This is a genomic window from Neglectibacter timonensis, assembly GCF_900048895.1.
In the GTDB taxonomy this organism is placed as follows: Bacteria; Bacillota; Clostridia; order Oscillospirales; family Acutalibacteraceae; genus Acutalibacter; species Acutalibacter timonensis.
In genome coordinates this window covers 18,466-44,385 of sequence record NZ_LT160636.1, presented here as the reverse complement: position 1 = coordinate 44,385, position 25,920 = coordinate 18,466, and the positions used below count along the sequence as shown (strand labels likewise).

The 25,920-nt window shown below is 57.9% G+C and carries 23 protein-coding genes and 1 tRNA gene; 7 read left to right on the top strand and 17 right to left on the bottom strand.

Translation table 11 applies throughout. The annotated features are described in order from the left end of the window. Positions 1–69: 69 nt before the first annotated feature. The 3 genes from BN3911_RS01980 to BN3911_RS01970 form a co-directional block, all read right to left on the bottom strand. Positions 70–801: a WecB/TagA/CpsF family glycosyltransferase gene (locus tag BN3911_RS01980; RefSeq protein WP_066860694.1), complete on the bottom strand. Its 732-nt coding sequence runs from the start codon at positions 799–801 to the stop codon at positions 70–72. Beyond that, entirely contained in the window at positions 791–2,227 is a 1,437-nt protein-coding gene (locus BN3911_RS01975; RefSeq protein WP_066860691.1) for a sugar transferase, read from the bottom strand. Before BN3911_RS01975 ends, BN3911_RS01980 begins: the two co-directional genes overlap by 11 nt. Positions 2,228–2,433: 206 nt before the next feature. Continuing rightward, the gene (locus tag BN3911_RS01970) at positions 2,434–3,558 is read right to left on the bottom strand and encodes an aldo/keto reductase (RefSeq protein WP_066860688.1); all 1,125 of its coding nucleotides are present in this window, start codon (positions 3,556–3,558) and stop codon (positions 2,434–2,436) included. Positions 3,559–3,750: 192 nt separating this feature from the next. Here BN3911_RS01970 and BN3911_RS01965 point away from each other — a divergent pair, with 192 nt between their 5' ends. Next, positions 3,751–4,155, top strand: coding sequence for a DUF2752 domain-containing protein (locus BN3911_RS01965; protein WP_066860685.1), 405 nt, complete (start codon positions 3,751–3,753; stop codon positions 4,153–4,155). Between the two features lie 135 nt (positions 4,156–4,290). Beyond that, positions 4,291–6,135 (top strand): beta-L-arabinofuranosidase domain-containing protein, encoded by a 1,845-nt coding sequence (locus tag BN3911_RS01960; RefSeq protein WP_187127668.1) that lies wholly within the window; start codon positions 4,291–4,293, stop codon positions 6,133–6,135. 125 nt (positions 6,136–6,260) lie between these two features. Here BN3911_RS01960 and BN3911_RS01955 read toward each other — a convergent pair whose 3' ends face one another. After that, positions 6,261–6,524 (bottom strand): hypothetical protein, encoded by a 264-nt coding sequence (locus tag BN3911_RS01955; protein WP_066860677.1) that lies wholly within the window; start codon positions 6,522–6,524, stop codon positions 6,261–6,263. A 470-nt stretch (positions 6,525–6,994) separates the two neighbouring features. On the opposite strand from BN3911_RS01955, the gene BN3911_RS01945 reads away from it, so the two are divergent. The 4 genes from BN3911_RS01945 to BN3911_RS01930 all read left to right on the top strand — a co-directional run bounded on the left by BN3911_RS01945 (position 6,995) and on the right by BN3911_RS01930 (position 11,437). Beyond that, entirely contained in the window at positions 6,995–7,570 is a 576-nt protein-coding gene (locus BN3911_RS01945; protein ID WP_066860674.1) for a DUF4364 family protein, read from the top strand. A 101-nt stretch (positions 7,571–7,671) separates the two neighbouring features. Further along, entirely contained in the window at positions 7,672–9,852 is a 2,181-nt protein-coding gene (locus BN3911_RS01940) for an alpha-galactosidase (RefSeq protein WP_066860671.1), read from the top strand. A 38-nt stretch (positions 9,853–9,890) separates the two neighbouring features. Next, positions 9,891–11,243 (top strand): sulfatase family protein, encoded by a 1,353-nt coding sequence (locus BN3911_RS01935; RefSeq protein WP_066860668.1) that lies wholly within the window; start codon positions 9,891–9,893, stop codon positions 11,241–11,243. Between the two features lie 118 nt (positions 11,244–11,361). Then, positions 11,362–11,437 (top strand) — tRNA-Lys (locus tag BN3911_RS01930). Positions 11,438–12,125: 688 nt separating this feature from the next. Here BN3911_RS01930 and BN3911_RS01915 read toward each other — a convergent pair. From BN3911_RS01915 to BN3911_RS01855, 13 genes are all read right to left on the bottom strand, one after another. Then, positions 12,126–13,865 (bottom strand): hypothetical protein, encoded by a 1,740-nt coding sequence (locus BN3911_RS01915; protein ID WP_066860658.1) that lies wholly within the window; start codon positions 13,863–13,865, stop codon positions 12,126–12,128. Beyond that, positions 13,862–14,941 carry a bifunctional glycosyltransferase family 2/GtrA family protein gene (locus BN3911_RS01910; protein ID WP_066860655.1) on the bottom strand — a complete coding sequence of 360 codons (1,080 nt, stop codon included), beginning with the start codon at positions 14,939–14,941 and terminating at the stop codon, positions 13,862–13,864. Before BN3911_RS01910 ends, BN3911_RS01915 begins: the two co-directional genes overlap by 4 nt. 361 nt (positions 14,942–15,302) lie before the next feature. Beyond that, entirely contained in the window at positions 15,303–15,701 is a 399-nt protein-coding gene (locus tag BN3911_RS01905; protein WP_066860653.1) for a hypothetical protein, read from the bottom strand. A 10-nt stretch (positions 15,702–15,711) separates the two neighbouring features. Next, the gene (locus BN3911_RS17340) at positions 15,712–17,448 is read right to left on the bottom strand and encodes a hypothetical protein (RefSeq protein WP_187127667.1); all 1,737 of its coding nucleotides are present in this window, start codon (positions 17,446–17,448) and stop codon (positions 15,712–15,714) included. A 75-nt stretch (positions 17,449–17,523) separates the two neighbouring features. Next, on the bottom strand, positions 17,524–18,423 hold the full coding sequence (locus BN3911_RS01895) for a hypothetical protein (RefSeq protein WP_066860651.1): 900 nt from the start codon (positions 18,421–18,423) through the stop codon (positions 17,524–17,526). Positions 18,424–18,438: 15 nt separating this feature from the next. Next, positions 18,439–20,001 carry a hypothetical protein gene (locus BN3911_RS01890; protein WP_066860647.1) on the bottom strand — a complete coding sequence of 521 codons (1,563 nt, stop codon included), beginning with the start codon at positions 19,999–20,001 and terminating at the stop codon, positions 18,439–18,441. Positions 20,002–20,106: 105 nt separating this feature from the next. Further along, positions 20,107–20,910, bottom strand: a complete 804-nt coding sequence (locus BN3911_RS01885) for a hypothetical protein (RefSeq protein ID WP_066860644.1) — start codon at positions 20,908–20,910, stop codon at positions 20,107–20,109. Between the two features lie 585 nt (positions 20,911–21,495). Further along, positions 21,496–22,500: a phage major capsid protein gene (locus BN3911_RS01875; protein WP_066860638.1), complete on the bottom strand. Its 1,005-nt coding sequence runs from the start codon at positions 22,498–22,500 to the stop codon at positions 21,496–21,498. Between the two features lie 23 nt (positions 22,501–22,523). After that, entirely contained in the window at positions 22,524–22,925 is a 402-nt protein-coding gene (locus tag BN3911_RS01870) for a hypothetical protein (RefSeq protein WP_066860635.1), read from the bottom strand. 49 nt (positions 22,926–22,974) lie between these two features. Beyond that, entirely contained in the window at positions 22,975–23,118 is a 144-nt protein-coding gene (locus BN3911_RS17105; protein WP_154669690.1) for a hypothetical protein, read from the bottom strand. A gap of 366 nt (positions 23,119–23,484) precedes the next feature. After that, complete coding sequence (locus BN3911_RS01860) at positions 23,485–24,369, bottom strand: hypothetical protein (protein ID WP_066860629.1); 885 nt, start codon at positions 24,367–24,369, stop codon at positions 23,485–23,487. Positions 24,370–24,423: 54 nt separating this feature from the next. Beyond that, positions 24,424–24,579 carry a hypothetical protein gene (locus BN3911_RS17100; protein WP_154669689.1) on the bottom strand — a complete coding sequence of 52 codons (156 nt, stop codon included), beginning with the start codon at positions 24,577–24,579 and terminating at the stop codon, positions 24,424–24,426. A gap of 5 nt (positions 24,580–24,584) precedes the next feature. Continuing rightward, on the bottom strand, positions 24,585–25,505 hold the full coding sequence (locus BN3911_RS01855) for a CHAP domain-containing protein (protein WP_066860627.1): 921 nt from the start codon (positions 25,503–25,505) through the stop codon (positions 24,585–24,587). A gap of 69 nt (positions 25,506–25,574) precedes the next feature. Between BN3911_RS01855 and BN3911_RS01850 the strand changes: the two genes are divergently transcribed. Beyond that, on the top strand, positions 25,575–25,895 hold the full coding sequence (locus BN3911_RS01850; protein ID WP_066860624.1) for a hypothetical protein: 321 nt from the start codon (positions 25,575–25,577) through the stop codon (positions 25,893–25,895). Positions 25,896–25,920: the final 25 nt, after the last annotated feature.

Here is a 25,920-nt window from a genome sequence, read left to right as displayed (position 1 = left end):
AACAAAGTGCTTACAAATTTCTTACATTCACAGGGAAAGGGTGCGGCTCCCGGCTTTTCCGCCGGACCTTCACCCTTGTCTGGCCGCTTTGGCGGCCTTTTTCACTTCCCCCAAAAATTTCACGTTGTTCCGGTAAAATCGGCCCAGCCGGGAAGGTTCCCGCAAAATGCGGTACAGCCATTCCGTGTTCGTCCTGACGAACACCGCCGGAGCCCGGCGCTTGCTGCCGCTGAGCACGTCGAAGGAGCCGCCCACGCCGATGAACACGCCCTTGCCGAACTCCTCCAAATGCCGGGCGATCAGACGCTCCTGTGCCGGCGCGCCCAGCGCCACCAGCACCAGGTCAGGCTCCGCCTGCCGGATGCGCTCAAACGCCGCGTCCTTATCTTCCACATAGCCGTTGCAGTACTCCACGGTCATGCCCGGATACCGGGCCCTCAGTTTTCCCGCCAGGGCGGAGACAACTTCCTCCCGTGCGCCCAGCAGGAATACGCTCTTTTGGGCCTCTCCGGCCTTCTGCAGCAGCCTTTCCGCCAGATCCACCCCGGTCACCCGCTCCTGGGCCGGCAGGCCGCAAAGCCGCATGGCCTTCACAACGCTGATCCCGTCGGGCACTACGGCGGCGCTTTCGGAGAGCAGCAGGTCCCTGAGGTCCTGCTCCCGGCAGGCATGCATCAGAATTTCAGGGTTCGCGGTCACCACGAACAGCTTTTCCCCGGTCAGCATGGCCTTTGCGGCCAGGCCGCAGAACTCTTCCGCCGTGCCGGGGTAAACCCGTTTCAAAAATTCGTCAATCGCCATGACCGGCCTCCTCCTGGGCTGCTTCCCGCTCCTCAAAAGCGGCCCTGCGCTTTTTCTCCCGGTCCTCGTCGAAGTCGAACACCTCTTCCACGCCGAAGGCCTCCGTGCTCTCCGACGCTTTCAGGAACACGGTAAAGGTTTGGAAAATCAGCTTCAGGTCCTGCCAGATGCTGTAGTTCTCAATGTATATCAGGTCCATCACCAGCTTGTCCTTGGGGGACGTGTTATACTTGCCGCTGATCTGCGCCAGGCCCGTCAGACCTGCTTTCACCCGCAGGCGGTACTCAAATTCCGGCAGGGCGTCAGTATATTTTTCCACGTTTTCCAGCATTTCCGGCCGGGGGCCCACCACGGTCATGTCGCCCTTGAGAATGTTGAGCAGCTGAGGCAGCTCGTCCACCCGGAATTTCCGAAGCACCCTGCCCACCCTGGTAATGCGGTCGTCGTCCGCGGTCACCGATTTGTGGATGGAGTTTTCCTCCTTCATGGTGCGGAACTTATACACTTCGAAGACGCGGCCGTACTTGGTGAGCCGCTTCTGCTTATAGAACACCTTGCCCCCGTCCTCCGCCTTGATGGCGATGGCGCAGGCCAGCATGATGGGGCTGGTGAGGATCAGGGCCACAATGGAAATGGAAAGATCCATCAGGCGTTTGATCACCCGCTGTTCAAAGGTCAGGTCCTTTGCCATGTGCATGACCATGGATTTATCGTCCAGGGTGACGTACTTTGCCCCCTGGGACACCACGTCGATCATCTCAAAATTATAGTAGATATTCTTCTGCTTCTGGTAGCAGAAATCGATCAAATCCGTGCGTTCCTTTGTGGGCACGTCGTAGAGGAAAATGGTATCGCTCCTGCTGATGACGTCCAGCACGTTTTGGGCGTCGTACCGCACGATTTCATCGATTTCATACTGCTTTTTAAACCGCAGGATCTTCGGAATGATGTGCCCCAGGCTCTGGCTGGAGGAGGAGATCACGCAGCAGCGCTCCGGCGGCTCGATGGAGAAGTACACATAATTGCCGAAATAGGCGAAAAAGATGATCACCAGCACCTGCAGCACCATAACCAGCAGCAGCAGGTGAGGCGTCTCATAGACAAAATGGTCGTTGTTTTTTTCGCTGGTGTTCATGATGGAGAGCTGCAGGTGCGTCACCAGGTCCGTGATCACCGTGGCCAGGGCCATGGAGTGCACAATGGGCCTGCTCTTCTGGGAGCCCACGGCATACCCGCCGTATACCGACATCAGCGCGATGCCCAGCACCACAAAGGTGACCATGGTGACGCCGGTGGTTCTGGAAAAGTTGAACAGCCAGGGGTTATTGATGCCGAAAATCCCAAAAAATATGCCGAACAGGGACGCAAAAAGGGCGATTTTCAAAATAAAAACAATCGTCCTCTTCAGCTTCTTGATCATATGCATTAGAGTTCACCTCGGTGAGTTACGGACACAGATTCACGAGTTAAATTTACAGTGGAGGTTATTATACCACAGCGTCCTGAAAAATGCAAAGGAAACGGGCTTTTGGGTAAGTTTTCATGCAAAAAAAGGACACAGGACTCACAAAAACGTGAATTCTGTATCCTTTTCCCAAACCAGCGAAAAAATTATTTCTGAATAAGCTTCGCTCAGCCTTCCAGCGTGGCGGCGGCCTTTTCCAAGGTCTCGATGATGCCGATGTGCTGGGGGCAGTGGGCCTCGCAGGCGCCGCACTGGATGCAGTCGGAAGCCTTGCCGCCCTCTTTCACCGCGTTCTTATAGGAATGCTTGGCGCGTTCCAGGTTGTTGTAGAGGATGTATTCGTTCATCGCCTCGAAGATTCCGGGAATGTTGATCTTCTGGGGGCAGCCGTCCACACAGTACTTGCAGCCCGTGCAGGGAATGGTGGGCAGGGTGTTGAGGATTTCCACAGCCTTCTGCACGGTTTCACGCTCCGCATCGGACAGGGGCTGGAAGTTTTCCATGTAGGAGACGTTGTCGTTGAGCTGCTCCTCGTTGGACATGCCGGAAAGCACGGTGATCACGCCGTCCAGAGACGCCGCGTAGCGCACCGCCCAGGAGGGCACGGAGAGCTCCGGGTTCGCCTCCCGGTAGAGCTTCTGAATCTCTTCGGGCATGGTGGCCAGGGAACCGCCCTTGACAGGCTCCATGATGATGACGGGGACATTGTACTTGCGGGCAACCTCATAGCATTTGCGGGACTGCACGTTGTCGTCCTCCCAGTCCGCATAATTGATCTGCAGCTGCACGAATTCCATCTCCGGATGAGACGCCAGAATTCCTTCCAGTACCTCAGCGGAATCGTGGAAGGAGAAGCCGATATGCTTCGCACGGCCCTCTTCCTTGATCCTCTTCATGAAGCCCCAGGCGTCTATCTCGTCCGCCTTTTTCACCTTCGTATGGTCCATGGCATGCAGCAGGTAAAAATCATAATACTTCAGTCCGGCGCGGTCCAGGGATTCCTGGAAGGTGGACTCCATTTCCGCAGCGCCCATCAAATCCCACAGGGGCAGCTTGGTAGCGCACTGGAAGCTGTCGCGGGGATAGCGGTCCACCACGGCCTCTTTCAGCGCCACCTCGGACTTGCCGCCGATGTAGACGTAGGCCGTATCAAAATAGGTGAACCCCTTGCTCATAAAGGTGTCCGCCATCTTCTTCACCTGTTCGATGTCGATCTCTTCTCCCAGCATGGGCAGCCGCATCAGGCCGAACCCCAGCTTTTTGATGCTCTCCCCCAAATAACGATCCGCCATTTGTTCGTTCCTCCCTCTCGGTATTGTCTTCTTTTGGTCAATTTATTTTTAAGTACAAGGGTTAAAGTATGCTTTAAGTCAACCCATTTTTTCTTAAGAATCCGACAGGTTTTTTTCCTGGCCTTTTCCGCCGCGGAATGCTATACTTTTCTATATCAACACCGGGACGCTCTGCCGGAAGGGAGGATGACCATGAAGCGGGAAACCGTTCGCCGCACGCTGCGGGCCGCCGCCGTGCTGCTCGCCCTGTTTCTCCTGTGCCTGCTGCTCTACGCCCTGCGCCCGCCCTGCCTGATCCTTTCGTCCACAGGCTATTACTGTGCGGGCTGCGGCACGCAGCGGATGATCGCCTCCCTGCTCCAGGGGGATTTCCCCGGCGCGTTCCGCCAGAACCCGCTGATGTTTTTTCTGCTGCCCCTGGCGGGCATCTATGCCGCTGCGGAGGCGGTCCGCTACGTGGGGAAAAAGTGCCCGCTCTGGAAGAGCAGGGCTTTCCTCCCCGTCCTGCTTGTTCTGCTGTTCCTCTCCCTCCTTTTCACCCTGCTGCGCAACCTCCCCGCCTTCTCCTTCCTCGCCCCCCTTCCCACGCTTTCCTGACCTTTCCCCGGTCGGTACCGAACCGCCGGCCATGGCGCGGGCAGTTCCATGCGCGCCGGACGCAGACCCCCATCGGAAATCCCAGCTGCGCCGCCCGGAAACACGGCCCGGCGCAAGCACAAGAAAGGAACTCTCATGATGAAATACCATGCCCTTACCCGGGAGGCAAAGCTTTCCGAATCCGAATTCACCGTAAAACGCGGCCGCGATGTGGACTACCTGATGGAGCTGAAACCTGAAAACCTGCTCTTTTCCCACTATGCCGAGGCGGGCCTGAATGGGCTGCTCAACTACACGGTTACCGCCCACGGCGGCTGGGATTCCCCCACCAGCCAGATTCGCGGGACTTTTGCCGGGCACTGGCTCAGCGCAGCGGCCCGCGCCTGCCAGGAGACCGGGAATATGCAGCTGAAGGCCAAGGCCGACTTTCTTGTCAGCGAGATCGGACGCTGCCAGGAGCGCAACGGAAACGGCTGGGCATTCCCCATCCCGGAAAAATACCTCTATTCCCTGCGGGACGGAAAGGGCTTCTGGGCGTCCCAGTATGTATGCCACAAAAACATGATGGGCCTGCTGGACATGTACCTGTATGCAGGGAACGGCGAGGCCCTGGAAATCGTAAAAAAATGTGCGGACTGGTTCGACCGTTTTTCCAGGGAGATTCCCCGGGAGACCATGGATGACATGATGGACCTGCAGGAGACCGGGGGAATTATGGAGCTCTGGGCGGACTTATACGCCGTCACAGGGGACCCGAAGCACCTGGAGCTGATGCGCCGGTATGAGCGTCCCCGGCTGACAGAGCCCGTGCTGCGCGGGGAAGACATCCTGACAAACAGGCACGCCAACACCACGATCCCGGAAATCCACGGCTGTGCCAGGGCCTATGAGGTCACCGGCGAAGAGCGGTACCGCAGAATTGTGGAACAGTACTGGGATCTGGCCGTCACACAGCGGGGGACCTTCGCCACCGGGGGCCAAACCTGCGGCGAGGTGTGGACGCCTCCTCAGGTTCAATCCACCAGGCTGGGCAACTCCAACCAGGAACACTGCGTGGTATACAATATGATCCGCCTGGCGGACTATCTGTTCCGCTGGACGGGGGATGCCGGATATGCCGACTACATTGAGCAGAACCTCCACAACGGGCTGCTGGCCCAGGCCTTCTGGCAGTCCGGCACACGGGATACCTTCTGCGAGCCATTGGAGCCTGAGACGGGAATCGTCTCCTATTATCTGCCCCTTGCCCCGGGCTCCCAGAAAAAATGGGGTTCCAAAACAGGGGATTTCTGGTGCTGCCACTGCACCGCGGTGCAGGCAAACGCCAACTACCGGGAATTTATCTATTACGGTGGGGAGGACTCCCTCACCGTGGCCCAGTATATTCCCTCCGACCTGGAAACCGTTTTGGGCGGGCAGCCGGTGGCTCTGCGCCAGCGGGCGGCGGACGTGAGCGGGCCCTTCCTGAAGTTTGGGGAGGAAAAGCTCCCTCTTGCACAGCGCCCGAACTTCTGGTCCTTCCGGTTTGAGGTCAGGGCCCGGGGGCAGGAATTCACCCTCCGCCTGCGCGCCCCCTGGTGGCTGAAGGGCGCCCCTGTCTGCCTGGTCAACGGCCAAAAACAGGAGGCCGCCGTAGAAAACGGCTGGCTCTGCCTGCGCCGCCGCTGGCAGGAAGACACGGTGGAGCTGCTTCTGCCCAAAGGGCTTTCCTGTTTCCCTCTGGCCGACCGTCCGGATACCGCCGCCTTTCTGGACGGCCCCGTGGTGCTGGCCGGCCTTACCGACCGCCAGAGGATCCTCACCGGAGACCCGGGGCGCCCGGAAACCATGCTCCGCCTTCAGGACGAGCGGGAATGGGAAAACTGGCAGGATGTGTACTGTACCGTGAACCAGGAGGAATCCATCAAATTCCTGCCCCTCAAACAGATCGGGAAAGAACGGTACACCGTCTACTTCCCCATCCGCGGGGAGAAGGGCTGACACCCTTCAGACCGCCCGCCTCTTCCGCCGCACAGCACCTTGCAATGAGGCACGGCTTTGGTGTATGATAAGGGCAATGGAGCCCGTGCATTTGCAAGTTCTTCGGTCTTTTACTGAAATTCTTCTCAGATCTCCTGTTCTTTGTTTTCCGTTTCATACCGGTCTTTCGCTTGCTTATATTTCACCAGCGCCAGCATGATATCATCTTTTATGTCCAAGGCTCTTTGTGTAAGCTCTTCGATTTCCTCGCTTGTCATTTTCCCGCCTTCCGATAACCGATCTGCTATGTCAATGTTTTTTACCAGCCAGCAGACGGCTTTTTGCCTCTCCACTGGCAGGGCCTGCAGCAGTTCCCAAATCTGTTCTGACTGTTCTCCTTTTTCTGCCATAACAATTTCCTCCTATTTCCGTTTTGAATGTGTACATTCTGATTTTATCATGAAACCTAAGACAAAATTGGAATGTATACATTCCAAACTCCAGGAGGACGTTATCATGTATGCTAAATAAAAGCAGGATATCTCGATTGGTGGCAATTTGAGGTTCCTGCGCAAGCGGGCCAGGTTATCTCAAGAAGATGTTTCCGTAAAATTGGATTTACTGGGGCTTTCAACACGCCGGGAAATCATATCTCAAATGGAGCTGGGCCGCTACAGCATCAGAATCAGTGTTTTGTTGGCTTTCAAGCAGATTTACCATGTATCTACTTTTGATGAATTCTTCAAGGATTTAGAACTGAAATAACATTGCCGTTTCCCCAGTGCTCCAACTTATGGGGCCGCACTGCCCGCGCCGTGCGCTGGGCCGGCGGGCGGCGGCTGTCTATAAATGATGAAACCGGAAAGGAAGGATCAAAACGATGAGGCAGGACGCATTTACCGGAGGCGTAGAGCCCGGCGGGCTCTGGAACAAAAACGATATCCGCATTCTTTTGTGCTACCTTTTGGCAAGCGTGGATGCGCCGCTCTCCGGGGAAGACATTGAAAAAATCGTACAGGAGCGGTCCCTGGCAAACTACTTTGAGGTCCGGGACGCCCTGGCAGCCCTGGAACAGCTGGGCAACGTGGCCCGGGTCGCAGAAGGCCTCTATACCGTGACCCAGGCCGGCAGGGAGATCGCGGACAGCCTGGACGCCACCCTGCCGCTCTCCGTACGGGATAAGGCCCTGGAAGCTGCCTTTCTTCTGCTGGCCCAGGCCCGGGCCGAACGGGAAAACCGGGTGGAGACCAGGAAGACGGACCGGGGCTACCAGGTGACCTGCCATGTCTCCGGCGGGGAGACGGAGCTGATGTCCATCCGCCTTTATGTGCCGGACAGGGCCCAGGCGGAGATGGTCAAACGCAATTTCCACCGGGACCCCGGCGCGGTGTACCGTCTGCTGCTGTATTCCCTGGCTGGGGAAAACGAGCTGCTGCGGGACTTTTCAGAGGAATGAAAAGGGAGGCGGCTGGTTCTGTCCCAAATTTTTCCTGAAACTTTTTCTTATACTAATCAATAAAAAATTATCGCTACTATCTAGCAAGGGGGCTTTCGCACATGCCGATCACCTATGACTCACAAAAACGAATTTTTAAGCTGGACACCAAGACCTCTACCTATGCCCTGCTGGTCTACCGGGAAAATTATCTGGTGCACCTCTATTACGGGGCAAAGCTGCCGGACGACAACCTTGCCTCCCTGATGTACCGGGGCAGGTTCGATTCCCTGAGCCCCTACAATCCCAAAGTGGAGGACGAGCTGTTCTCCCCCGACATCAACCCGCTGGAGTATTCCACCAACGGCGCCGGGGATTTCCGCATCTCCGCCTGCTCGGTGCGGGGGGAAAACGGCGACACGGTCACTGACCTGCGGTATGTCTCCCACCGGATTCTCCCCGGAAAGCCCAAATTGCCCGGCCTGCCCGCCACTTTTGCCGGGGAGGACGAGGCTCAGACGCTGGAACTGGAAACCGTGGACTCCGTCACCGGCGTCCGGGCGTTCCTGCTCTATACCGTCTTTGAGGAGTACGGCGTCATCACCCGCAGCGTCAGGTTCGAAAACAGGGGCAGCGCTCCCGTGGTGCTGGAACGGGCCTACAGCGCCTGCGTGGATTTTCCCGGCATGGACTTCGACATGGTGCACCTGTACGGCCGCTGGGCAAAGGAAAATTCCACCGCACGGCATCCCCTGCAGCACGGCATCCAGTCCATCCAGTCCAAGCGGGGCATGACGGGCCCCAACCACAACCCCTTTGTGGCCCTGGCCAGGAACGGCTGCACAGAGGAGACGGGAGAGGCCTACGGCTTCAACCTGATCTACAGCGGGAACTTCGCCATTGATATTGAAACGGATACCCGGGGCTGCTCCCGGCTGCTGATGGGCATCAACCCCACCGATTTCCGCTGGAAGCTCTCTCCTGAGGAAAGCTTCACCACGCCGGAAGCCGTGCTGGTCTATTCCGACGCCGGCATGGGCGGCATGAGCCGCACCTTCCATAAATTCTACCTCAACCACCTGATGCGCAGCGAATGGGCCAAAAAGAAGCGGCCCCTGCTCATCAACAGCTGGGAGGCCGCCTACTTCGATTTTGACGACGACAAGCTGGCGGCATTCGCCGGGGAGGCCCAAAAGCTGGGCATCGAAATGCTGGTGATGGACGACGGCTGGTTTGGAAACCGCTGCGACGACCACCGCGCCCTGGGAGACTGGGCTGTCAACGAGCAGAAGCTCAAGGGCGGGCTGCAGAGCCTGATCCAGCGGGTCAACGCCCTGGGCGTCAAATTCGGCATCTGGTACGAACCGGAGATGATCAATCCCGACAGCGACCTGTACCGCGCCCATCCGGACTGGGCCGTCTGCGCCAGGGGCCGGGATAAGTCCATTTCCCGCTACCAGTGCGTGCTGGACATGACCCGTGAGGACGTGCGGGACAACATTTTCCGGCAGATGTACGACGTCATCTCCAAAAACAACATCGAGTACATCAAATGGGACTGCAACCGCCACATCAGCGAGGCGGCCAGTCTTCAGCTGCCTCCAGACCGGCAGGGGGAATTCTTCCACCGGTACGTGCTGGGCGTCTACGACCTGATGGACCGTATCACCACCGCTTTCCCCCATATCCTTCTGGAGAACTGTTCTTCCGGCGGCGGCCGGTTCGACGCGGGCATGCTGTACTATTCCCCCCAGATTTGGGCCAGCGACAATACGGACGCCATCGAACGCCTGACCATCCAGTTCGGCGCGTCGCTGTGCTACCCCATCGCCTCCCTGGGCGCCCATGTCTCGGCCAACCCCCGCACCAGCCTGAAAACCAGGGGCAACGTGGCCATGTGCGGCACCTTCGGCTACGAGCTGGACCCCGTAAAGCTCACCGAAGAGGAGCGGGCGCTGGTACGGCGGCAGGTGGCGGACTACCACAAATACTACGACCTCATCCGGTATGGGGATTTTTACCGCCTGACCTCCCCCACCGACAACCCCTTCTTCTGCGAATGGGAATTTGTCAGCGAGGACAAAACAGAGGCCCTCACCACGCTGGTGGTCATGCGCCAGCCGGAGCACGTCTTCCACATCCAGTACCTGCGGGGCCTTGACCCCGACAGGCTCTACCGGGAGGAAGAAACCGGAGAGGTCTATTCCGGAGCGCTGCTGATGCACGCGGGCCTGAACCTCTCCTGCGTCAGCTGGGAAAGCCCGGACGGCGACAGCCTTGTGCGGCACTTTACGGCGGTGTAAGCACAATCTTGTGGAATCCCTGTGAAAGGAAGCTTTTTATGAATATTATCCTGCTGCACACCCACGACCTGGGCCGGGTGATTGAGCCTTACGGCGCGGGAGTCCGCACTCCCAACCTGATGGCGCTGGCCAGGGAGAGCACCCTGTTCCGGCACTGCTACTGCACGGCGCCCACCTGTTCCCCCAGCCGTGCGGGCATGCTCACCGGCATGCTGCCCCATTCCGCCGGCCTGCTGGGCTTGGCCCACCGGGGCTTCCATCTGAAAGATTATTCCAAACATCTGGTCCGGTACCTGGGGGACCAGGGCTTTGAAACCGCCCTCTGCGGCATCCAGCATGAGGCCCCCTCCGACAAGGTGCAGGAGTGGCTGGGTTATGAAAAAATCCTGGGGCCGGAGACCGCCGGCGGAGACATAGAAGGAGACCTGGAGAATGCCCGGGCTGTCTGCCGGTATCTCCGGGAGCCTCACAACCGGCCCTTCTTCCTCTCCTACGGCATGGCCTCCACCCACCGCGTGTACCCGAAAAACGGCGGGGTGGACCCGAACTATGTGCTTCCTCCCTTCCCCATCCCGGACAACGCCCAAACCCGGCAGGACACCGCGGAGCTCTATCAGGGCGTCATGGCGGTGGACGACTGCGTGGGCATGGTGCTGGACGCCATCCGGGAGACAGGCCGTGAGGAGGACTCCATCATCGTCTTTACCACAGACCACGGGGTGGCGTTCCCCAATATGAAATGCCACCTGTACGATACCGGGATCGGCGTTGCCCTGATGCTCCGGTATCCGGGGAACCCGGGAAAGGGGACGGCCACGGACGCGCTGTGCAGCCATTTAGACCTGTTCCCCACCCTCTGCGAGCTGGCGGGCCTGCAGCCGCCCCCCTGGCTGCAGGGCGTTTCTCTGTGCCCGGTGCTGGAAGGCCGCGCCGGACAGGTGCGGGACGAGCTGTTTGCGGAAGTCACCTACCATGCCGCTTACGAGCCCATGCGCTGCGTCCGCACCCGGCGTTACAAATACATCCGGTTTTTCGACGACCTGGACAGCTTCTCCCCCAGCAACACCGACGACGGCCCCTCCAAAACGGTCTTCTGCGAGGCGGGCTATTTCGACCGTCCCCATCCCCGGGAGCTGCTGTTTGATTTGACGCTGGACCCTGTGGAGCGGGTCAACCTGGCGGAGGATCCGCAGCTGCAGGACGTGCTTTCCGGCCTGCGCGTCCGGCTTCAGGGAATGATGGAAGAGACGGACGATCCCCTTCTGGAAGCGGAATACACGGACGAAACGGGGAAAAAGCGGTACCGCCGCATCCCCGCCCCCAAGGATTCCATCGTCAACCGCCAGCTCTGCCTCAGCCCTGAGACCCACGATCCCGCCGATTTTGAGTAAAAGACTCTAAACCGGACAGAATAAAGAGAGATTTTTCCTTAGAAAGCAGATTTTTTATTGACAGACCAGTCCGAAGTTGCTATAATATGAGAGCTGTCCACCCAAAGGGCAGCCCTATGACTCATTAGCTCAGTTGGCAGAGCACTTGACTTTTAATCAAGGTGTCCGGGGTTCGAATCCCCGATGGGTCACCAAAAGCGAGAGGAAGAGGCACATGCTTCTTCCTCTTTTTATGCTTATCGGGGATTCGAAAGCCCGTTAAGAAAACGTGCCGGTGGCACGTTTTTAGGGCGTGGGGTTTCGGCGGGCCCACGTTTTCCAGCAGCCGTAGGGCGGGGTGCCAGCCAATCCATCCCTCCGGGCCCCGATGGGTCACCAAAAGCGAGAGGAAGAGGCACATGCTTCTTCCTCTTTTTATGCTTATCGGGGATTCGAAAGCTCGTTAAGAAAACGTGCCGGTGGCACGTTTTTAGGGCGTGGGGTTTCGGCGGGCCCACGTTTTCCAGCAGCCGTAGGGCGGGGTGCCGGCCAATCCATCCCTCCGGGCCCCGATGGGTCCCCAAAAGCGAGAGGAAGAGGCACATGCTTCTTCCCTTTTTCTATGCTTATCGGGGATTCGAAAGCCCGTTAAGAAAACGTGCCGGTGGCACGTTTTTAGAGCGTGGGGTTTCGGCGGGCCCACGTTTTCCAGCAGCCGTAGGGCGGGGTGCCAGCCAATCCATCCCTCCGGGCCCCGATGGGTCACCAAACAAAACAAATCCGAACCTTGCGCCGGCAGGCGATGGGTTCGGATTTGCTGTTTCACTTGTATAAGACGTTTATAAAAGGCTGTTTTGCAACAGGCAGGCGGTATCCGGGAAAAACCAGCGCTGCAGTCCGCGTCTATTTCATCGGAATTGCGGCGGGCTTGTCGGAAATGTATTCCTGCAGCCCCGCTTCCCTGAGATAGTTTTGAATGTGCTCGTCCTGATTCCAGACAAGCAGATAATCGTACCTTGGGAAGAGATCCCGATACTGCGCCAGGCCGGCCTCGCCGCTTGTCACATTGACATGAGAGCTCCAAAGCTCATACCGCGTCAAGTTGAAAAGATACCCGGAATCGTCCTCCGAACGGTAGACAAAGTAGGATTTTCCGCTTTCCACCCGGTTTTCCCTGAGAAACTTTTGATATTGACAGCGCCCTGTGCTTTCATAATCCTGCCTGATCACCAGCCGGGGCAGGTTCTCCCGGAAGGGATAAAGGGGAAACAGGCAGACGCACGCGACGGCAAGGCTCCAGAAAATCCGGTCCGCGGCCCAGTACCGCAGCGTCTGGATGACCGCAACCCCCAGGATAAAGATATTCACAGAACTCATATATTTGTCGAAGGAAGCCAGAACCACAGCCTCCTTCAGCGGCATGGAAAAAAGATACATGCCGTATAGGGAGAGAAGGTAGACCAGCCAGGTTCCCCAAACAGCCGCGATGCTGAGCACCGGCACACGCGGGGACTCCCGTTTCAGAAGTTTTTGCACAAGGACGAGGAGCAGCAGGACCGTCGCCGCCAAAAGGATCCACAGGGAGGGATCCTGCCAGGAAAACACACGCTCCAGCAGGGAAAGGCCAATCCCTCTCATGTCCGCCGGCGTCTTTTCCCCAAGGGCGGAGGAAAACCAGGCAAGGCTCATGGAATGCTTTGTGGCAGCCCCCGCCGGAAAGACCAGGGCCACATGCCGCTTCCAAAGCAGCATGGAGGCCAGGGGTGCCAGAACGCTGCAGCCCGCAAACAACAGGGTTGTTTTTCTTCGGGAAACCAGAGAGGCGCGGTTTTGGATGAGCCAGTAAACCCAGTAAACGACAACAAAGAAAATCCCGCTGTTCTTCACATTGACCAGGAAAATGCAGAGAGGCATGGCCGCCCATACCGCCTGCCGAACGCCGGACTCCCCTTCCGCCGTGGCCGCCATGCAGAACAGAGCCACTCCGGCCAGAGGCATCAGCGTATCCACGTGAAGGCTCAAAAACGAGACGCCCATCACCAGGCTGGAAACGGTGAACAGCGGCACAAGGAGAACCGCCGCGGCCATTTTCGCTTTTTCGGCAAAAACCAGCAGGGCGGTCAGGAAGCTTACGATCATCAGGATCTGGGCGAACAGCTGGCACCCGTCAGAAGTCCCGATGATCCTGCACACATAGTAAACAAAAACAGAGCTTCCCAGGGGATAGGACTGGAACGTGATGATTTCATCCATAAAATTCGGCATCCGGTTTCCCAGAAGCATGGCTTTCACCACGGTGGCCCAGTGGCTGAAGTTATCGTATTCCACAAAGTGGGCGTTTTTCATCAGCAGGGCGAACCACCCCAGAACAGCCGCCCAGACCAGGACAACAGCACAGTTTCTGCGCCGGTGAAAAAACGCTTTCTTCCCGAAAAGGAGAAGCAGGGCAATGCCTGTGAGCCAGAGCCCCCCCGCCGCGAAGGGAAGAAGGTTGAAATACCCCGCCAGCAGCAGCACAGAGCTGAAGCCGGCGCACACTACCGCAGGCGCAAATTCTATCCGCACCCCGAATTTTTCCGCCAGCAGCGCCAGAAATCCCAGCATGGACAAGAGCAAAAGCAGAATGCGCAGGGCAGTGATCATGATTTTTCCTTCTCTCCTCTCTCCGCGAAGACCCAGTTCCGCTGGATCCGGTAGCTGATAAAGAACAAAACGCCGTCCACAACAATTTTGGCCGGGAGCTCCGGCAGCCTGGCCCATTGGCAGAACAGCAGGACGCCGCCCGCAGAGCAAAGCATTTGAGCCGCGCAGAGGATATAATATTTTAGGAAGGTCCCCTTCCCCAGGCGTCCCCGGGAGAACACAAGCTGCCTGTTCACAGCGTAGTTGTACAGCGAAGAGCAGACCCGCGCCCCGACTGTGGCAAGAGTCACTTTCACTTCCCAGGACAGGCTGCCCAGGGCCAGCAAAAGCAGCTGAAACAGCGCAAAGTCGATGAGGCAGGAACTGAGCGAGGACAGGGAATATTTGAAAAAGGTCCCCAAAATCAGCTTGTAGATGGCCCACGAATCGGCAACGGGCCGAAAATGCGTGCTCTTGTTGCCGTCCAGGTAAACCGTTTGAATCGGCACCTCCTCGATCCGGGTTTTTCTGCGCAGCGCGGTCAGGAGCATGGCGGTTTCAAACTCGAACCGCTCCCCGGGCAGCGTCAGGTATTCCTCCACCAGGGAATTGGGGATCGCCCTCAGCCCTGTCTGCGTATCGCTGATTTTTCCCCCGTAGAAAAGCCTCATCACCGTCCTGGTCAGCTTATTCCCCACCCGGCTTTTTGCCGGGACGCTTTTCTGGTCGAAATCCCTGGCGCCGAGAATCAGGCTGTCGGGATGTTCCTCCATGGCCTGTCCCATGCGGCGGATATCCTCTACGGTATGCTGGCCGTCGCAGTCTGCGGTAATCACCCCGCTGCATTCCCTTGACAGGAAAACCTGATAATAATTCAGGGCGTCCTTCAACGCCCGGCCCTTCCCCATATTCACCGCATGCCTCAGAACAAGACAGCCGTACTCTGTTTCAAGCCTTTGGAAGATTTCCTGTTTTTCCTGGAAACTGCCGTCGTCAATGACAACGATATGGGAAAATCCAGCTTCGCAGAGCTCCCTGACATAGGCCGGCAGATTCAAATCCGGGTTAAACGCCGGAATCAAAATGGATACTGCCAATCCGCTTCACTTCCCGTCTCAGTCGATCCCTTATTTTTCAGTCAGTGCAATTATATCTGCATGTTCACATTGTTGTCAATGGCTCTGGGAAAAGAGACCCGCCATACGCGGCCAACCCTGTCCAAAGTTGCTCGCGGCTGTTCCTGCAACTTCCTTGCGGCGTTGTCAAGGCAGAACTCCGGCCCGCACACAAAAAAGGGAGCGGCATTTTGCCACTCCCCTCTCAACTGCACTCCGGCTCTCCTATCCCGGCTTCAGCCCAACAGATTCCCTATTCTCCATAGGCTTCAAAATGCAAATTGGTCATTGTATGGATTTTTTTAGTTCTCCTACTGTATTTTTCAATTTTTATATTTCTGGATTATTCATTTAATAAATCCTCATGAATAACCTCGTCTACCTTTATCAAATCTTTCCGCGTGTAGGCAAACAGGAACTCTTTCATTGGCATACTCCCCACCTGGCTTCTGGGGACATAGTAAATTTCCTTTCCTACAAAAACCTTCAAAAAATTTCCGTTTCCAATCCTTTCATTAGAAATGATTTTACATGTTACTGCTTCGGAATTTCCTTCCTCTGCCATCTCTCCAAACAACTCAATGAAGCAGCTATAACGATTGCCGACCTTCATAAATTCAAAATTATTTATGCTGACCAGGGCTGAATCGTCAAAACATATATCGATATTGCCTGTAAGCTCATTTTGAAGTTCTACCATTCTCGTTGCTGCAAATTCATTGATTTTGATCACCTTATGCATACGCTTCCTCCTATCTCAACTTAATCGGAAAGAATGATACTATATAGCCATTATTTCCGTAAGCTACCCTATATCTTGTTCCGTTTACTATATATTCTTCAAAGGGGCCTTTTGCTCCCATTCCCACTTTTGCAGCCTTTCTCTTCAAGACTTCATTCAGGAATTTTGGTATGTCATTTATGCCTTTTGCTGTAAAATCGGCTGTATGTCTATCAATAATATGTTTCAGCCCTGCAGAATCCCCTCCCTTTTCTAGCCATAGAAGTTTTCCATCAGCATTTTTTGTTATCATCACGACATCATCAGCGTTATACTTAACTCCACTTTCTGCCAACTCATTCATTAGCTGTTTATTGAGGCCGTTCCCTCCAGCCCCCGCAGTATCCTGGAAGAGCCCTTCTTCCCCTGCATTATACCCCGGGCTGCCGCTGCTGTCCAGGCCGGTTTTCGGCTGTTCCTCCAACAATTGTACGGCGTTGTCACGCAGGTTTTCGGGGCCGCCCACTCTGGCATTCAGCCGGATGGTCCCTGTCTCCGGGTCGATTACCCCTGTCTTATCCACCGGCAGCGTCCCATCGAAGACCACCTTTCTGTTCAGCTCTTCCGAAATTCTTTGCGCCGCGTCCAGTTTGGCCTGACCCACATTGTACAGCGCCGCGCTCTTTTCCAGGTCGTTTTTGGCGTCTTGGGCTGCGCTTTCTCTCCAGCTCCAATCCCAATCGCTGACGCCCTTGGGGCGCAGGAAAGTTTCCGCAATCCGGCCCGCCGCTCCTGCCGCCTGGATTCCTGCATTTACCGCCCCCGCCGCTCCTGCTATTCCTGCCCCTGCTGCTCCGGCAATCTTTGCCAGCAGCTGCCGTACAGGCGGCAGGGAGACGCTTTTTTCTTCCTGTTCCGCTTCCTCCTCTCTCTCTGGGGACGCTTCCTCCGTTAGCTCCTGCTCCGGGCCGCCTGATCCGGCTCCGTCCGGGGGATAGGCAACCTGCTCCCACGGACTGCCTCCCCGGCGCGCTCCGCCTCCGCCGGAGATCCCGCCTCTGATAAAAGGGCTCTGCTCCGCTTGTCCCCACGGGTCATTCCCCCGGCTCGCACCGCCTCCTCGGGAGCCTCCGCCATGGGTAAAGCCCTGAAAAGCAGGCTCCGGGCCCGCAGCCCTTCTGCGACGTTCCTCCTCAGCCCACCTTCTTTCGTACTCGTGCCGTTTTCTGGCCTTGTCCTCCATTTCCCGCTGTATTTCCCGGTTGCTTCTCTCCTCCGAGGAATCCGGCAGGCTCCAGCTGCCGTTGTCCCGGCTCGCACCGCCTCCCCGGGAGCCTCCGCCAGGGGTAAAGCCCTGGAAAACAGGCTCCGGGCCCGCAGTCCTTCTGCGACGTTCCTCCTCAGCCCGTCTTCTTTCGTACTCGTGCCGTTTTCTGGCCTCGTCCTCCATTTTCCGCTGTATTTCCCGGCTGCTTCTCTCCTCCGGGGAATCCGGCAGGCTCCAGCTGCCGTTTCCTCGGCTCGCACCGCCTCCCCGGGGACCCCCGCCCCGGGTGAAGGAGTCCTGCTTCAGGCTCCGGAACACGGGCCAGGGAAGCCTGGGCGGAGCATTTTCCTGCCGGGGCTGCTCCACAGCCTGCGTTGCCGTCCATGCCCCCTGCTTTGCCGCGTCCACAATCGCCCGGGCCAGCTCCTGAAGTTCCTCTCGTTCCTTGTCCGCTCCGTTTCCTCCGCTTCCTCCACCTTCTCCTACAATCTTATATGCCATTTTTTCTTCTCCCCTTCCTTTTCAGAAACGGTCCCCCGGGGAAGAAAGCTTCCCCGGGGATGTCCCTGCCTTCTCTTAAAAATACTGTTCCAGCAGCTTGTCCAGGTAGCTGTAATCTCCCAGCTGCGCCTTGGCGAGAGCCAGGTTATACAGCAGGTCGATATTCTTATCCTGCATGTCCGCGCTGATTCCCAACAGCTCCTTCAGCTTCCCATAGTCGCCGTACTGCCCGGCTAGGTTCGCCAGGTCAAACCTCTTCTGGTATTCCGTGGGGATGTTGGACACATCGTACCCCAGCTCGGCCAGCTTTCCGTAATCCCCATACTGGGCGCCGTACAGCGCGTTCTGCAGCGCCTCCTGCCTGTCCGCCGTCTGGGAATTCACCTCGTCCACATACTGGCCGTACCGGAAGTTCCGGTCCGTGTTATACTGGGAGAGCTCTCCCAAATAGCGGTTATACGCCTGCTGGTACAGCTCCGGCACCTTGTCCGAAAGCTGGGAGGCATAGTAGTCTCCTGCCTGGGACGCCGCCGCGGCCGCGTAAGAGGAGGGGATTCCCCCTGTGGCGGAGGCCGCCGTCCCCAGCGCGTCCTGGGTGGCCCGGCTTCCCTCCCTGGCATACTGCTTCCGGTAGGCCGCGTAAACCGGATCGTCCTCCACATCATAGGAAAATGTGGGCGCCGCCTCCATGTCAAAGCTTCCGGGGGAGGGCTTGTTCAGATAGAAGTCCGCCCCCGAGGTCCCCCCGGTGTAATTCCCGTAGGCCGAACGGATCTGCTCCGCCATCTGGTTATATTTGGCCTTCTCTTCCGGCGTCTTGGCATTGCCGTAGGCCAGCTTGGCATTGAGGATGCTCATGCCCGCGTCTGGGTTTTTCTCCGCCAGGTTCCAGTCCGCCTGGGAAAAGCCCGAGCCCACTCCCATATTTTTTTCTTTTGCCGCAGTTAAAAAATCTTCATACCGATAAGTCCCCATCACACTCTTCCTTTCTCAAAGCTCCGTGCCCAAATAAAATTCCCGCGTCAGGGAGAACAGCCGCCAGCCGCCCGTGCCCTCCAACCGGATCCGGTAATGGTCGCAGCGCCGGGGAATCAGCGGCAGCAGGAAGCTGCGCTTTTTCTCCGCCTGCAATTGTCCCGCCTGCCGCCAGGGACCGCCGTCATACCGTACCAGCACCCTGAGGGATGCACCGGCCTCCAGTTCCGCCCGCAGCAGCAGCTTGGAAAGCCCCTTCTTGCCCGGGCTTCCCTCAATAAAGTCCCCAAACTCCGCGGCGCTTTGGAGTGTCTCCTGCACAGCCCCCTCGGGGATGCTCCGAGGGTCTCCCGCAAGCCACAGCCCCCCGTCCGACGCCAGCAGGTACAGCTCACCTCCCCAGCCGAATTCCAGGGCCCGGACGCCGTCCTCCCGGTACCACTGGCCTATCCTGGTATCAAAGGCAAACAGGTGGCTGGCTCCAAGGGAGTCTTCCAGAGAAACATAGTATTTCGTGCCGTCCGAGCCGCCCACAGCGTTTCGGAACCGCTGCTGTCCCAGCGCCTGGGAGATCACCTGGGGCACGCCCCCTGCGTAGGAGACCACCCCGGAGCGGGACAGGTAGAACAGCCTCTCCCCCGCCACTGCCAGGCTTCTCCCGCTGCCCTTTTCCACCCCCAGGCTGGCGCTGCCCATCACCTGGAAATTGGAGGGCTTGCTGCCGTACACCTTGTAGATTTGGTCCTCCTTGAAGAACACCGGGTATCCCAGGTAGGAGCAGCATCCGGTGAAATCCCCGGCGCTGCCCACATCCGCCGCGAAGCAGGCTGTGGAGACCGTGTCGAAATTGGTCCAGATAAAGGGATTGCCCAGATAGGAGGCGTAGATGGTACTGCCCTTGCAGCCCCACAGCCGGTTCTCGTTCTCACAGAGAAAATCCATGTCCGGCACTTCCCGCTTCAGGGCAGCTTCACCGCTCCATACCTGAAAGCTGTTCTCATAAAACCGCAGGGTTTTCCCGTCCTCCGAAACCTCCCGGATCACGGCGGTCTTATTGTTCCGTTCTTCTCCGCATCCGGAAATTGTCACCGCCTCATTCACGGAGAAGGGGAAGGCTTCCCCTGTAGAAACAATGCTGTTCCCCTTGGCGGATTCCCCCGCGAAAACGCCGTCCTCAAACCGGACGCCGCCGCTCCACTGGGCTTCCAGGCTGCCGAATTCCCCGGTCCTTTTGTTGTAATAGGCCTTGTCCGGCAGCAGGATCAGATAATCCCCCAGGGCGCAGAACTGCTTTCTGCTGTCCTCCACAGCCCCCTTTTGCTCCCCGTCCACATAGAAGGAGCCGCCGTCCGCCCAGCAGAGGGATTCCCCCGCATACAGGCCGTTGGGCTTTTCCAGAGTGCGCAGCAGATACCTGGGTTTTCTGGGGGCCAGCACCGGGGCCGAATCCCCAGAGAGGTTTTCCATATCCCACAGGGAGCCTTCTTCCGCCCCCAGGTTGTGGTCGTAACCCTTGAATTTTACCTGCACACTCTTCTTTATGCCGTCCCCGTGCACCATGCTTGGCAGTCCGCTCATAACCGCGCCTCCCCCCGGGTCTCCGTGCAGCTTCCGGGGGATACGGCGGGTCTACACGCCGTTTCCTTCCCTTTGTTCTTCCGTTTTCCCATACCTTCCGCTCCTTTACGTTGCCAGCGGAGATACCGCCAGCGTGTCGTTATAATAGATGCCGTACTTTCCAAAGGTCCAGCGAGTCTCCCCCACGGAGACGGTCACCTCCTGAGGGCCGCGTATGTGCACCAGGCTGCTGCCCTCCAGGGACAGGTTCCCGCCTGCCTGCACCTTCAGGGCCCAATTGCCGTTCGTATACACCCACATGCGGTTTTTGGCCTCACTGGAAGTACCGGCGCCGCTGCTGTCGTACTTCACCCCGCCGATCTCCGCCCCGCCGTTCGGATCCACCACCCGGTAGCTGCCGGAAAGCGACGCCATTCCTGTGTTCAGGTTGATCTCGCTCATCCCGTTCTGGCTCACAATCCGCCCCGTCTTCACATGGTCCCCGGTGATGCAGGTAGTGCCCCCAATGGTGCGAATGTTCAGTCCGTCCACATCCTGCTCCACAGAGGAAAACCTGTTGTCCAGGCCGTTCACCCGGCTCACGACCCCGTTCACGCTCTGCTCTACGGAAGAGAACCTGCCGTCCAGCCCCTTTACCGTGGACTTCACGCCCTCTACCGTGACGCTCAGCTGGGTCACGCCCTGCTCGGTCTCTTCCACGCGAACCGTCAGCGGGCCGGTAAAGACCCTGCCCAGATGGTCCAGCTCTGCCCCGTTGAAGTTTTCCTCCCCCAGGTTCGACAGCGTGTACCGCAGCTGCTCCAGCAGCAGGTACAGGTACCCCGTGATGGTTTCAAACTTCTCTTCCGTACTCTCTTTTCCCTTTAAATCCGGAAACGACGTATCCGCCGTCATCAAACTTCCCGGCATATCTTTTCCTCCTTTTGTCCCCTACCTTTCTGATGAAAGGTAGGACCAAAGACTTTTCTTCCGGCTTCGGACTCCTTCAAGCCTTCAGCCCGCTCCCCGACGCCCCTACCTTTCTGAAGAAAGGTAGGCCAAAGACTTTTCTTCCGGCTTCGGACTCCTTCAAACCTTCGGCCCGCTCCCCGACGCCCCTACCTTTCTGAAGAAAGGTAGGCCAAAGACTTTTCTTCCGGCTTCGGACTCCTTCAAACCTTCGGCCCGCTCCCCGACGCCCCTACCTGCTTTGTAATAAGCAAAAACCGGACGCCGGATATTCTCCGAAGCGTCCGGCTTTTGTTCCATTCAGCGATCTGCTAACCTCGTACCCTGCCATCCCCTTAAGGGGATGGCTAAGACCAAAGGCTTCCCCTTGAGGGGAAGCTGTCACCGGAGGTGACTGATGAGGTGGTTCTGACCCGTATTCTGTTCTGCCGCTGCGGTATGAGTAAGATTTTCCACCTCGTCCAGCAGATTCCCACAGGGAATCTGTTTCCCTTCTCCCCTCAAGGGGAAGGCACAGGGTGCAGCGTCACGCTGCCGTCACGCTGCTCAAACTGCCTGGGTGCCGCCGGTTATGCCGCCTACGGCGGCGAACCGCCAGTCGTTGAAGCCTGCGATAAAGCGGGCGTAGCCCTGCCAGACATTGGCGTCGTTGCCCTCGTCCACACGGCTGCGCACCTCCAGGGGGGTGCGGTCAAGCCAGACGGCTCCGCCGTAATCCTCGTTGTAGCGGCTGTCCAGCAGCATCCAGGGAGCTGCTCCGGCGGCCAGGTATTGGTTCAGGTAAGGCCATACGATCACGTTCCACCTGCCGTACTGGTAGTTAAAGCCGTTGTTGGCGGTATTGGGATCCTTGTCCGCGCCGATGGTGGCGAACACGGCCTTTTTCAGTTCGTACTGGTTGGGGATGACGATGGTGTCGGGCGCCACGTCCAGAATCTCGTTATTGTCGCCCCGGAAATTCTGCATGGCGGTCTCCAGCGCTGCCAGCGCGTCGTCTGAGAAGGCGTCCGCAAACAGGTTGGACTGCGCCTTTCCGCTTACCTTGGCAGGGTGGTCCTTGGCAAACAGGTTCTTGCCGTCCGCGGCTGTAGCGGAGAAGCTTCTGCCCTGGAAGTTCACGGCGGATTTCCCCGCCATTGCTCCGCCCAGCAGGGCCGCGCCGAACTTTTCCCGGGTGCGGTAATAGCTGGTGATAAAGCTGGTGGGTTTCTTTTTCAGATCCATTGCCTTCGCATCCTCCACAATTTCCCGGGAGAGCGTGAAGCTGTTTTTCCAGGTCATGTGTTCCAGGAACTTGTCGAAGCCCTCCTGCATGCCGTCCACTGGGTATTCCCCATTCTCGCCCACAGGCTGGAAGCCTTCCATCGCCGTCATAGTGGTGAATTTTTCACCGAAATGGTTGGAGTTCTCCATGCTGAACAGCTTTTTGACCATGCTCTCCTGTTCAAAGGCTTCTCCTCTCTTTTCCAGGAACATCCGGATCGGAGCCTGGTTTTTGCCAAAGATGGAATCCTGAAGGCCGGAGCCCTCAATAAAAGTGATATTTGCCATAGGTTACTTCCTCCTTTTTTCTCTCACGCCTTGGCAGCCGCCGCGGCCTGCACAAAGCGGATTCTCACAACGTCTTCTCCCGCATAAACCACTTCGGCCGCGCCGCCTGCCGCGGTGCTCAGCGTCAGGCCGTCGCCGCCCAGCTGCACCCTGTCCCCGGGGACAGCGGTAAAGCCGGAGGGCGCGGGCGCCTCAAAAATCGTGTCGGGCTGTACCCGCAGCACGGGGATCAGCTCCCCTGCCTCACAGGGAGCCGTTCTCTGTGCCACGCTCAAATAGGTGGGCAGGTCTGTCCCCGCAGCAGCCGCCAGCTTGCCGGAGGCCATCTTCATCGCCATCCCTGCCTGCGGCGCAATTGCCCCGCAGGGCAGGTACTCCAGGCCGGGCACCCGGCCGTCGTCTGTTTTATGGATTTGAAATGCCATATTCTGTTTCCTTCCTTTCCCGTATCGTGCGGAGGCGTCAGCTTTCCGCTCATTTTTTCTTCGTTTCTCCTGTGCGCAGGTCTTCCCCGCGCCGTACCGTTCCGTGCTGTTTCCTGTCCGGGGAATAGAGTGCTTTCACGCTCTGCGCCCCTGTGTTCTTCACCCTGCCCGCATAACCTTTCTGTTGTGCCATGCCGCTGTCCTTCCTCTCCTTCCAGATTTTCAATGCCCCTTGTTCCGATCCGGATCAACGCCTGTACTGCCCCATCACCCCCTTCCCTCCTCCCCTGTATGTGATATACTGGTTTTGCAGAGATCCTTCAGGGGAGAAGGAGGATTTCCTGTGTATTTTCTGTATTCTGCCCTTCAGATGCTCCTTCTGAAAGGATATCCTGCCCCAGCCGCCTTCTGTGCGCTGTCTCTCTTCGCTTTTACGGGCTGTTTCCGCCTGCCTCTTTTTCAGGCCCGCAAAAAAGAACGAAAAAGCAAGGAGGCCCATTATGTTTCTAAAAATATATTTCATTGATGGTTATATGGTCTTCACCTTGCATCCGTTTCCTCAGTCCGCCTTCCTGCTCTTTGCGTACCGGTTATAGTGCGCCTGGATTTCAGCGTCGGTGATGCCGGGCAGGAACAGGCGGTATTCTTCCGCCACGTCCGGCGGTACATATGCGCCGCCCTCCCCTCTGGGTTTTCTCTGGGCCATGTGGCTTTTCCCGCTCACAGAATTGAGCGCGGCCTGCCTGGCCGCCGCCTCATTCCGGCGCAGCAACTCGTCAAAATTCAGCACCCTGTAGGCATCCGCCAGCTCGTACCCCTTCTCCACCATGCGGCACATCTGTTCATAGCAAGAAAGCCGCGAAAGGTCCCCCTTCTCCCGGATGCTGGGGTCCATCCGGGAAATCTGTCTGACCTGGTCCTCTACTTTCCTGTGGATCTCCGTCTCCTGTGCGTACGCCAGCGCCTGGCGGGCCGCCTTCACCTCCGGCGGCTCTCCTGCAGGCCGCCGGTATTCCGCAGGGGCAAGCCCGCCCCCCTTCTCTGCCCGGCCTCCGGCCCGGCAGGCCTCCAGCTCCGCCCTGGTGCGGACCCGGCCTCCGGCCCGGCAGGCCTCCAGCTCCGCCCTGGTGCGGACGGGCCGTCCCGTGCGGGGATCCACGATGCCCGCGGCGGCAATGGCCGCGTCCACTTCCCGGGACGCCCTGTCCCTGGCCTCCTGCTCCGTCCGTCTCCTCATGGCTGCATATCGGCGGTTGTCTTCCTGGCTCTGCCGCCGCTGCGGGTGATCTGTCTCATCGTCTGCAGGTTCGGCGGTTTCCTGCCCTTTTTCGCCTGACGGTTCTGTTCCGGCTTCAGGTTCGGCGGCCTCCTGCTCTTCTGCGCCTTCCTCAGGGGAATCCCCCTCGGTGCCGAATACTTTCCCGTAATCGATTTCGTTTTCCATGTTTTATTCCTCTCTCCCGGGCATCAGGCCCTAATCAGGATCCCATACCGGCAGTTATCCTCTGCCCTTTTTTCTTTTCCCGTCCGTTCTCAGGTCTTCCCCGCGCTTCACGATGCCCTTGCCCTTTTTTCCGTTGTCCTGGAAGGGCGCCTGCACCTGCTGGGCTCCCGTATTCCCGATCCGGCCCGCGTATCCGCTTTTATCCGCCATGCCGCTCACCTCCCCCCTTCTTTGCCGCCGAGCCTTGTGTCCACATATCGCTTCATAAAGACCAGCCCGCGCAGCTGCGCCTCGCTCATGTTGAGGGTGACTTTTCCATCCTGAATCGCCTCGGTGCCCAGGATCACCCCCAGGCCGGTCAGTTCCTGCACCGCGTCCCTGGCCCAGTCCGGCACATCCCCGATTTCCCGGTAGCGGCGCTCCCGGTTCAGCTCCACCTGGGCCAGCTCGTCCCGCTTCACATAGCTTTCCGGGCGCAGACCGCCCTCGTCGCCATTGAGGATCCCTTCCTCCCTGGCGTAATCCAGCGCCTCCTTCGCCCAGCCGGGCGCGGGCTTTTCCGCCAGTCCAGCAAAATATTTCTCAATCTCTCCCCGTGCGATCTTCCTTGCCTCTGCCTCCGTCAAATCCGGTTCCTCCTTTTTGTTTTCCATGTTGTACAGCGGCACGCAGTAGCCGGAAATATAGGAGTTCGAAAGGCTCCACCAATCCCTCCTGCACTGTCCGCCGTTATTGCCCTCGATGGTATGTACGATCCCATCCTCCACGTACTCCACAATCCCCGTGTGGTCGTCCCCGTCGTCGTAAGGGGTGCCCTCGTCCTCCGGGTTCCACTCGTACATGATGATGTCCCCGGGCTTCGGCACATACCCGCTCTTCCTGCTGCGGAAGCGCCCCCTGGCCTCAAACCAGTCGGAGGCCGTGGCGCAGCCCTTGTAATTCAGCACGCTGTCCACGGGCACCCCGGCATGCCGCATGACCCAGGTCACCCAGGCTGCGCACCAGGCCACCCCGTAGGGCAGGCCGATGCCTGTAATGCCGTTATAGTACCGGATGTACTTGTCCCCGCTGGTGGCTCCCAGCTCTCCCCGGGCCAGTTCCAGTACTCTTTCCGGTGTGTTGTTTTCATTCGCCATATGATCTCTCCTTTCGTCTTGCAATGTATTCCGTTCAATGCTATACTGTCTTCAGGGATGGTGATAAGGATGTTGGATCAAAATGATTTGCAGGCAATTGCACAGCTGATCAGTCAGTCAGAAGACCGGATGATGGAAGTCATGCCGCAGCAAAAAGAAGACTTGATGGAAGTCATGCAGCAGCAGGCCGACACACTGATGGGCATGATGGAAACCAAAATTCAAACCAGCCAGCGTGAAGTGATGGTGTTTGTAGAAAACAGCGTGGGCAAGCGGATTGATTCTCTCTTTGACGGCTACAAGCTGACCCATGAAAAGCAGTGGGAGCTGGAGCATCGGATGGAGCGCATGGAGCAACGTCTCTCAGCACTGGAACATAAAGCCGGATAAGCGAGCGTCCCTCTGGGGCGCTTTT

Bases quoted from the DNA above. Each gene is read 5' to 3' on its own strand.
- BN3911_RS01945 (WP_066860674.1), top strand. From the start codon at position 6,995: ATGAGGCAGGACGCATTTACCGGAGGCGTAGAGCCCGGCGGGCTCTGG.
- BN3911_RS01935 (WP_066860668.1), top strand. From the start codon at position 9,891: ATGAATATTATCCTGCTGCACACCCACGACCTGGGCCGGGTGATTGAG.
- BN3911_RS01850 (WP_066860624.1), top strand. From the start codon at position 25,575: ATGTTGGATCAAAATGATTTGCAGGCAATTGCACAGCTGATCAGTCAG.
- BN3911_RS01860 (WP_066860629.1), bottom strand. From the start codon at position 24,369: ATGGAAAACGAAATCGATTACGGGAAAGTATTCGGCACCGAGGGGGAT.
- BN3911_RS01855 (WP_066860627.1), bottom strand. From the start codon at position 25,505: ATGGCGAATGAAAACAACACACCGGAAAGAGTACTGGAACTGGCCCGG.
- BN3911_RS01970 (WP_066860688.1), bottom strand. From the start codon at position 3,558: ATGGCGGATCGTTATTTGGGGGAGAGCATCAAAAAGCTGGGGTTCGGC.
- BN3911_RS01890 (WP_066860647.1), bottom strand. From the start codon at position 20,001: ATGAGCGGACTGCCAAGCATGGTGCACGGGGACGGCATAAAGAAGAGT.
- BN3911_RS01885 (WP_066860644.1), bottom strand. From the start codon at position 20,910: ATGCCGGGAAGTTTGATGACGGCGGATACGTCGTTTCCGGATTTAAAG.
- BN3911_RS01960 (WP_187127668.1), top strand. From the start codon at position 4,291: ATGATGAAATACCATGCCCTTACCCGGGAGGCAAAGCTTTCCGAATCC.
- BN3911_RS01875 (WP_066860638.1), bottom strand. From the start codon at position 22,500: ATGGCAAATATCACTTTTATTGAGGGCTCCGGCCTTCAGGATTCCATC.
- BN3911_RS01905 (WP_066860653.1), bottom strand. From the start codon at position 15,701: ATGCATAAGGTGATCAAAATCAATGAATTTGCAGCAACGAGAATGGTA.
- BN3911_RS01895 (WP_066860651.1), bottom strand. From the start codon at position 18,423: ATGGGGACTTATCGGTATGAAGATTTTTTAACTGCGGCAAAAGAAAAA.
- BN3911_RS17105 (WP_154669690.1), bottom strand. From the start codon at position 23,118: ATGGCACAACAGAAAGGTTATGCGGGCAGGGTGAAGAACACAGGGGCG.
- BN3911_RS01980 (WP_066860694.1), bottom strand. From the start codon at position 801: ATGGCGATTGACGAATTTTTGAAACGGGTTTACCCCGGCACGGCGGAA.
- BN3911_RS01870 (WP_066860635.1), bottom strand. From the start codon at position 22,925: ATGGCATTTCAAATCCATAAAACAGACGACGGCCGGGTGCCCGGCCTG.
- BN3911_RS01940 (WP_066860671.1), top strand. From the start codon at position 7,672: ATGCCGATCACCTATGACTCACAAAAACGAATTTTTAAGCTGGACACC.
- BN3911_RS17340 (WP_187127667.1), bottom strand. From the start codon at position 17,448: ATGGCATATAAGATTGTAGGAGAAGGTGGAGGAAGCGGAGGAAACGGA.
- BN3911_RS01975 (WP_066860691.1), bottom strand. From the start codon at position 2,227: ATGCATATGATCAAGAAGCTGAAGAGGACGATTGTTTTTATTTTGAAA.
- BN3911_RS01965 (WP_066860685.1), top strand. From the start codon at position 3,751: ATGAAGCGGGAAACCGTTCGCCGCACGCTGCGGGCCGCCGCCGTGCTG.
- BN3911_RS01915 (WP_066860658.1), bottom strand. From the start codon at position 13,865: ATGATCACTGCCCTGCGCATTCTGCTTTTGCTCTTGTCCATGCTGGGA.
- BN3911_RS17100 (WP_154669689.1), bottom strand. From the start codon at position 24,579: ATGGCGGATAAAAGCGGATACGCGGGCCGGATCGGGAATACGGGAGCC.
- BN3911_RS01955 (WP_066860677.1), bottom strand. From the start codon at position 6,524: ATGGCAGAAAAAGGAGAACAGTCAGAACAGATTTGGGAACTGCTGCAG.